The 6251-nt window shown below is 35.8% G+C and carries 9 protein-coding genes; 3 read left to right on the top strand and 6 right to left on the bottom strand.

Annotation, left to right across the window (positions count from 1 at the left end; genetic code table 11):
• Positions 1 to 8: 8 nt before the first annotated feature.
• Positions 9 to 293 carry a type II toxin-antitoxin system RelE/ParE family toxin gene (locus tag QZ157_RS05620; RefSeq protein ID WP_295142919.1) on the bottom strand — a complete coding sequence of 95 codons (285 nt, stop codon included), beginning with the start codon at positions 291 to 293 and terminating at the stop codon, positions 9 to 11.
• Positions 294 to 521: 228 nt separating this feature from the next.
• A complete protein-coding gene (locus QZ157_RS10615; RefSeq protein WP_363147837.1) occupies positions 522 to 611 on the bottom strand; it encodes a hypothetical protein in 90 nt (29 codons plus the stop codon).
• A gap of 380 nt (positions 612 to 991) precedes the next feature.
• On the opposite strand from QZ157_RS10615, the gene QZ157_RS05625 reads away from it, so the two are divergent.
• The 3 genes from QZ157_RS05625 to QZ157_RS05635 are packed head-to-tail and all read left to right on the top strand — an operon-like array spanning position 992 to position 2273.
• Positions 992 to 1420, top strand: coding sequence for a hypothetical protein (locus QZ157_RS05625; protein ID WP_295142921.1), 429 nt, complete (start codon positions 992 to 994; stop codon positions 1418 to 1420).
• A gap of 9 nt (positions 1421 to 1429) precedes the next feature.
• Positions 1430 to 1843: a hypothetical protein gene (locus QZ157_RS05630; protein WP_295142924.1), complete on the top strand. Its 414-nt coding sequence runs from the start codon at positions 1430 to 1432 to the stop codon at positions 1841 to 1843.
• Position 1844: 1 nt separating this feature from the next.
• Complete coding sequence (locus QZ157_RS05635; protein ID WP_295142925.1) at positions 1845 to 2273, top strand: hypothetical protein; 429 nt, start codon at positions 1845 to 1847, stop codon at positions 2271 to 2273.
• Positions 2274 to 2375: 102 nt separating this feature from the next.
• Here QZ157_RS05635 and QZ157_RS05640 read toward each other — a convergent pair whose 3' ends face one another.
• The 4 genes from QZ157_RS05640 to QZ157_RS05655 all read right to left on the bottom strand — a co-directional run bounded on the left by QZ157_RS05640 (position 2376) and on the right by QZ157_RS05655 (position 5373).
• Positions 2376 to 2957 (bottom strand): inovirus-type Gp2 protein, encoded by a 582-nt coding sequence (locus QZ157_RS05640; protein ID WP_295142928.1) that lies wholly within the window; start codon positions 2955 to 2957, stop codon positions 2376 to 2378.
• A gap of 275 nt (positions 2958 to 3232) precedes the next feature.
• The gene (locus tag QZ157_RS05645) at positions 3233 to 3946 is read right to left on the bottom strand and encodes a Rad52/Rad22 family DNA repair protein (protein ID WP_295142931.1); all 714 of its coding nucleotides are present in this window, start codon (positions 3944 to 3946) and stop codon (positions 3233 to 3235) included.
• 11 nt (positions 3947 to 3957) lie between these two features.
• Complete coding sequence (locus QZ157_RS05650; protein WP_295142933.1) at positions 3958 to 4548, bottom strand: hypothetical protein; 591 nt, start codon at positions 4546 to 4548, stop codon at positions 3958 to 3960.
• Positions 4549 to 4557: 9 nt separating this feature from the next.
• Positions 4558 to 5373, bottom strand: coding sequence for a DUF932 domain-containing protein (locus tag QZ157_RS05655; protein ID WP_295142935.1), 816 nt, complete (start codon positions 5371 to 5373; stop codon positions 4558 to 4560).
• Positions 5374 to 6251: the final 878 nt, after the last annotated feature.

A 6251-nucleotide genomic window follows, 5' to 3' on the forward strand; every position in this document is an offset into this window, starting at 1 on the left:
ACTACTCCTTAATGATAATCCACTATTTGCACGTCGCAAAAATCGTTTTTGTTTTCTAGCTTAAAACAAATGCGCCATTTGTCGTTTATTCTTATACTATACTCGTCTTTTCTATCGCCTATTAGTTTTTCTAGGCGATTGGACGGCGGAGAGCGCAAATCGTTTAAATTATCCGCATTGTTTATCATCAAGAGTTTGCGCAAAGCCTTTTGCTGCACATCGGGCGGAAACTTTTTTGAAAAAGTCTCACTGTATATAAGCTCGGTCTCTTTGTCTGCAAAACTCTTTATCATAGTTAAGGATTATACACGAAATTCAGGTATAAGTCAATATGTTTTATTTTTAAAAAATATTCACTCGTTCGGCTTGACCGAACGAGTGAATATAAGATTATTTTTGTATAATTTTTATTTTTAGTATTTTGGCTATCAAATCTACGCTGCGAATGCTCACTTCAATAACTTTTAGCATCAAATCTAAAATATATCGTGTATTATCATTATAAAGATTTGGGTAGTTTACTATACCATTATCCATCCGATGGCACTCTTGCCGTTTACTACGTAATCATAAGCTTTTTCTGGAACATTTATTTTATTATTATAGACGATAGTTTTTTGGTTTTTGAGTAATTTTTACATTTTTCTCAAATCCAATTTTTGTCACCTTAAGATCACTATCCTTTAAAAGTTCTGGCTAATCGAACAAATTTCCAATCTCAATTTTACCCTTCGTGATCTTAGAGACAAGGAGTAAGGTAGCCACTAAAAGTTTAGACGGTTCTAAGAGCTTAAAAGATCGGTATAAATTTTGATATAATTGCAAAGCGTTTTAACTCAAAGTATTTTAAATATTTTTTGTTATTTAGCAAACAATCTTCTTCTATTTTTGTAGTTTTTGGATGGTAGCAATTGTAATATAGGAGCAAAAGTCTAGTCACCGGAACATCCAGTTAACCACATTTCTAAATATAACCCATAAGGAGGGTAAAATGAAAAAGTTCGTAATCTCAATGTTGGCAGTTCTTGCCTTAGCTTCAAGTGTAAATGCAGGCGTTAATTTGGCAGCAATAGAATCTTCTACCGGTCAGCCTATTGAAGTGGTAAAGAAGGTGTTTGCAGAGTCTAGCTCCAAGGCTCTTAAAAAGATCTCGAATAAAGATCAAGCCACGATGATGAACAGCGGTGCACATCAGCAGTTAGAGGCGTTGTTATATCTAATAGATACACTTGATAAAAGGTTTCCGGGGAATGATTTAAAGGTTAGAACTGCGCAATTTATCGAAAATGCATATGGCGTTAATAAAGATCTCGACGAAGCAGAGTATGCATATGCGTTTGAGAAATTCACTACACTGCAAGTTCAGGATATATGCAATGAATTGACGTGGCGTCTATATAAGTTTTTCGAAGTAGAATAAGGGAGTAGCGTGAAAAAGTTATTACTAATATTAATAGCCGGACTAACATTGGTGTTTGCCGATGTAGTTCCGGCGAACTTAAGCGGGACTGGCATGCCAGTCTCCGAGTTTGTGGCAAGGGGTAAGAACGAGCGGGATATAGTAGCGAGCATGGCACCGAAAGAAAAAGAGGAGTATGTAAAAGAATCACTTAGAACACAAATAGTTCTACAGATAGATTCATTTACTAGATACACACTTCTTGATCCAGAATCAGATGCTTACAATTCAGTAGCTGGATTCTTAAAGAAAGGCTATGGCATAGATATAGAAGGCACTAACGTAAAGCTTGATAATCTAGGAAAGTTGAGCTTAGGCGAGTTAATAAATCTAAGTACTGATTTAACAATCAGGCTTAGCGAAAACATTGGAATAGGAAGATAAGATGAAAAAGTTATTTGTTACATTGGTAATGGTGTTAGGTTTAGTAAGTTCTATAGATGCTAGAATTATTCCACCTAACTTAGACTACTATGGGTTACCTGCTTATCTAAGAAGTGATAATGAAGAAGTTCTAAGCGACATTGAAGACTTTAACAAAATGTCTCCTGATAAGAAGATTAAAGAAGTTAAGGTTATAATGGCTAATCAAATTGTATCATTAGCGGAAACTATGGCTACTGTAGAGAAACTACAACCAAATCTAGACTTAGTGAATAATGCTAGTCAATTTATAGGTTATGCATATGGAATTAACCTAGACCTGAGACAAAGAGAGTATGCAGTGGAGGCATTAGTTAAGTTGGACGTTCCTATGTTAGCAGATGTATACTATAATGTACTGTCTAGATTTCAAGCGGTATTCGAACAGTAAAATATCCAGTACCTATACGCCTAGGCGTATAGGTACTGTTAATTATTTTTTAATTATATGTTATTAATAAAATTTATTGGTATCGTGCACAGAAAGTAAAGACTAATTTTTTCTAGGCCTGCCTTTATTGTTTTTCTTCGGCATGACGCCTCTCCTTAAGGCTCTAAAGCTTTTCCCATCTTTGCCGGCTATATTTTGCTCCCCTTTGCATAGATATGACAGCACTTTCTCTTTCAGAATTTGTATTTTTTCTTTGTCGTCGTAGCAAATTCTACCCAGCCCATTATTCTTATACTTTCCTAAATTGCAATTATGAGAACACCCTTTGCCTTTTGTAATATTATTATTCCAATAGTCGCAAAGACGTTTGGCTGTCTTTGGTGTTGTTTGCTCTCTAGTATTTTGCCCATCCATAAAGATAACTACGTGAGCGTGTAAGTGGTTATATCCACTATCTCCTTGCTCCATTTTGATAATATAGCCTTTTGAATTTTTAAATAGCGTATTGCCTCGTTTATTGGTGTACAAGTGGTTGATATCATTGTCAAAGCTTTCCAATGTAGCATCGTCTCTATTTTCTTGTCTATAATACAAATCAACCCTTATCACGTCTATCCTGGAATTAGTTTGCATAATTCCATCTACATATTCATTTAGGCTTTCTTGCCTTCTCTGTTCTGCCACAGTGTTTTTTTGTCATATTTAACTCCTTTGATATTTTAGATAACTACAGATCGTATATTTAGCTATTTTTGTATCTATTAATAACTTTAAATTAATTAATAATACTTATTATGCTAAAATCAAAGCCTATAGAAATCAATATAGCCGATTGGCTAAGGGCTTGATATTCTATACGTCTTAAATTATCAGTTAATATACGTACTTATGGCAAAAACAAAAAAAGTAAAATATTAATATACACTCAAAGCCCATATCGGACTTTGAGTGTATATTTATTATGCAACGTTAGGGTTAATGGCTTTATACCATTGCTTGCTGCCGTTGTCCCATCTAAAGCCAAGAGATTTAATCGTATCCTTTTTTGAAAATACGTCTTTCCCAGTAACTAGCAAAAATCCATTTCGTTGGACGATGTCTAAACCTAAATTTTGTAAGGTCGTTTGCTCGTCGGTTTGGCTGAGGTTGTTCTGTCTGGTATAGAAGTTAGGTTTTTGTTCTTGCTTGTGTAGGCTGACGGTAGCTTTTGACAAATTGTTTTGCTGTGCATTTTGCGGAACGTAGTTACGGCTTTTGTCGTATAGAGAATTGCCGAATTGATTTCCAAATGTCCGCAAACTCCTTTTTAGTGCATCGGTTACGGCCTCCTTTGCGCTGTTTTCGTGAGCGTCTGCTAGACTTTTGGCTACCCCTGTGCCAAATCCTACATCTTGACGAGTAATGTATTTGGAGTGATCCAAGCTAAAGACATCAACCTTAACTACGGCTTTATAGCAAATGACGGCGTTTTGATTATTGTTCGTCTCTTGCGATACTTGTCCTAACGAAACGATACTGTAACTCCAGCTCCCGAATCCAAAAATGTTATTGGCCGCTTCTATAACGTCAAAACCTTCCAAGTAGGATAATTTAATACCGGCTTTTTCTCTTGTTCTTATCCTGCTGCTATCTAGTTCTTCTTGCAGGATTTTAATTTGTTTTTCGTTAAACATCTAATATCCTTTTAAACGGCTTTTGGAAGCTCGTCGTCTACTGGGAGCATATTGATATTGTTAGGTTTGACGTCTCTTTTTTTATTAACCTTGATTTTGGCTGGGCAAACGGTGCTAACGATCGAAATTTCCGCAAAATCCTTTATTTCATCTCGTCTACCGTCTTTTAGTCCTTCTTCTATGGCCTCCATGTCAAGGCTAAATTTTACGTAGCCTAGGCTCATTAACGCAGCCTCGTCTTTAATCTTGATTTCATCTTTTGTCTTTACGTTTTCTTTAATCAGAGTTAAAGATGAGATTACGTTACCGTCTATTCTGTCGATACCGTTTTCCAAAAAAAATTCCGCCGCTATCTCTTTTGCGATCTCTAGCGCTTGTGTTAAGTTTCGTTTCAGAGTTTGAAGCTCTTGTATGTCTTGAGATAAAATGTCTATCTTATTTTTAATCTCGTCTAGAGATAACCCTAAGTAGTCGCATTTTTGAAAGTAGCTCGTACTATTGTTTTCTAGGATGCCTTTAAGATACTCTTTAAAATTTTGTGTAGGCTTATTTTCGTTTAAGTGTTCTATCTCAGATTGTAGCTTGTAGTTTATAAGTTTCATTTTTCTGCCTTATGCTATCAACTTGCTTTGAGTAGCTTTAATCTTGGCGATGCCTTCTGCCATATTCCAAAGCTTCTTGTTTATGTCTGTATCGGTAGAAATCGATTTTATAATCCTGCTAGTAAATCGTCTATTCGTTTCGGCGTTAATTCCGCTAATGTTGCCCCTAATCAAATGTTCCTGGATGGTGTTAAAAGTAGTATATAGGTCGTCCTTCTCGTCTTCTATTCTGTGCGGAACCAATAAATCTCTATAATCCACCTCCAAATGCTTTTCAAATCTTAACGGGATCGCAGCCTTGGCAAAGCTTGCTTTATCGTCTTGGGTTAGCGGTATTTTGCTAAATAGCTTTATTTTGTCCAAAATATCGTATTTGGCTTTGGCTATTTTGTTTATAGCGATCGATACGTCGTTTTCTTTGTCGCCCAAGTGTTTTATTTGGTAAGACTCGAATACTTCGTCTGATACCACTAGGCCGTTAGCGCAAACGAATCTAAATACGCCCGCACTTATACTAAAGCATTTGCTTCTATCGTGCGAATTGAACAGCAAAAGCTCTACTACATTCTCTCCCGGGTTTAAAAAATCGTCTAGATGACGAAACCTTACGTAATGCTTTTGAAATCCCTCTTTCTTTTCGTCTCTCACGTTTGCTTCGCTTACGCCTACGGGATACCAAGCGTAATCCCTGATCTCGTTTATTACGTCGATCGTAGATATAAAGTGATACTTGTCGCTTGCTTCAAAATACGGTTCGTCCGCAAACAAAGACGGAGCTAGTTGCTCTAATTGCTCATTAGTGAGCGGTTCGTTTGATATAGTCATTTTTTGTTTCTCCTTTCGACTATTATTTCGGTTATGAATAGCAAGGTTATTCGTCTATACTATCCTTAATTATTTTAGCGACAGCCATCACTATCTCTAAAAAAACTCCCATTTTACGCCTCCTAAAAGTATAATTTAAAAATTACGCAGTTGATTGGAAAATATCCAAAACCTGTTTCTGCCGTCGGTGAACTATCGCCTATACTGACTACGCTAGAACTCATATCTATTCCTTTTGCGTTTTAGACGTAATAGTTTATGGATTAGTCTTTTGATCCAAGACGGCCTCTTATTTGGTAAAAAGCAACGATTTACCATATTAGCTCCTTGAAAAGTGAAGTAGCGATATATTTCTATATGCTTATATAAATAATATATAATTGAAATTTTTTCATTTTGATCCCATATCCACCCATGGCAGATTAGCCATAGGTGGAGATCTTTGTGCCTTGTTGAAGTAGGGGGGGTGTTTTGTAAGTGCGTAAAATAAAAAGGGTGATATTGCTTAATTTGTAGCGGTTTTGTTAGTTTAGGGCGGGTAGAGTGTTGCTTTCTAAGAATAAAATCAAGACTTGCCTACTAATAAAATTCTTGGTGCCGATCTTCACCACCTCTATTTCTCTATTGTAAATCAACTTCTTTAGCATATCAGATTTTATCAAGTTCATCTCCTCTATATCCTTTATACTAAACAGCAATCCTTTTGGAAGGAGCGAATCATAATTTGCATAAATTTTCATTTTCAAAATCCTTGGGCTGTATTTTGTCAATGGATTGAGCTGCTGAAAAAAGAAAGTACTAAAAGCGCATACGAAATCTAAAATTTATGCAACTATTTTTTTAGATAGTATATATTTACTTTTATCATTGTATAATGT

The organism is uncultured Campylobacter sp. (assembly GCF_905372745.1).
Classification (GTDB): Bacteria; Campylobacterota; Campylobacteria; order Campylobacterales; family Campylobacteraceae; genus Campylobacter_A.

Excerpts from the sequence above, each read along its gene's own strand:
- QZ157_RS05620 (WP_295142919.1), bottom strand. The coding sequence starts at position 293 with ATGATAAAGAGTTTTGCAGACAAAGAGACCGAGCTTATATACAGTGAG.
- QZ157_RS05625 (WP_295142921.1), top strand. The coding sequence starts at position 992 with ATGAAAAAGTTCGTAATCTCAATGTTGGCAGTTCTTGCCTTAGCTTCA.
- QZ157_RS05635 (WP_295142925.1), top strand. The coding sequence starts at position 1,845 with ATGAAAAAGTTATTTGTTACATTGGTAATGGTGTTAGGTTTAGTAAGT.
- QZ157_RS05645 (WP_295142931.1), bottom strand. The coding sequence starts at position 3,946 with ATGTTTAACGAAAAACAAATTAAAATCCTGCAAGAAGAACTAGATAGC.
- QZ157_RS05650 (WP_295142933.1), bottom strand. The coding sequence starts at position 4,548 with ATGAAACTTATAAACTACAAGCTACAATCTGAGATAGAACACTTAAAC.
- QZ157_RS05655 (WP_295142935.1), bottom strand. The coding sequence starts at position 5,373 with ATGACTATATCAAACGAACCGCTCACTAATGAGCAATTAGAGCAACTA.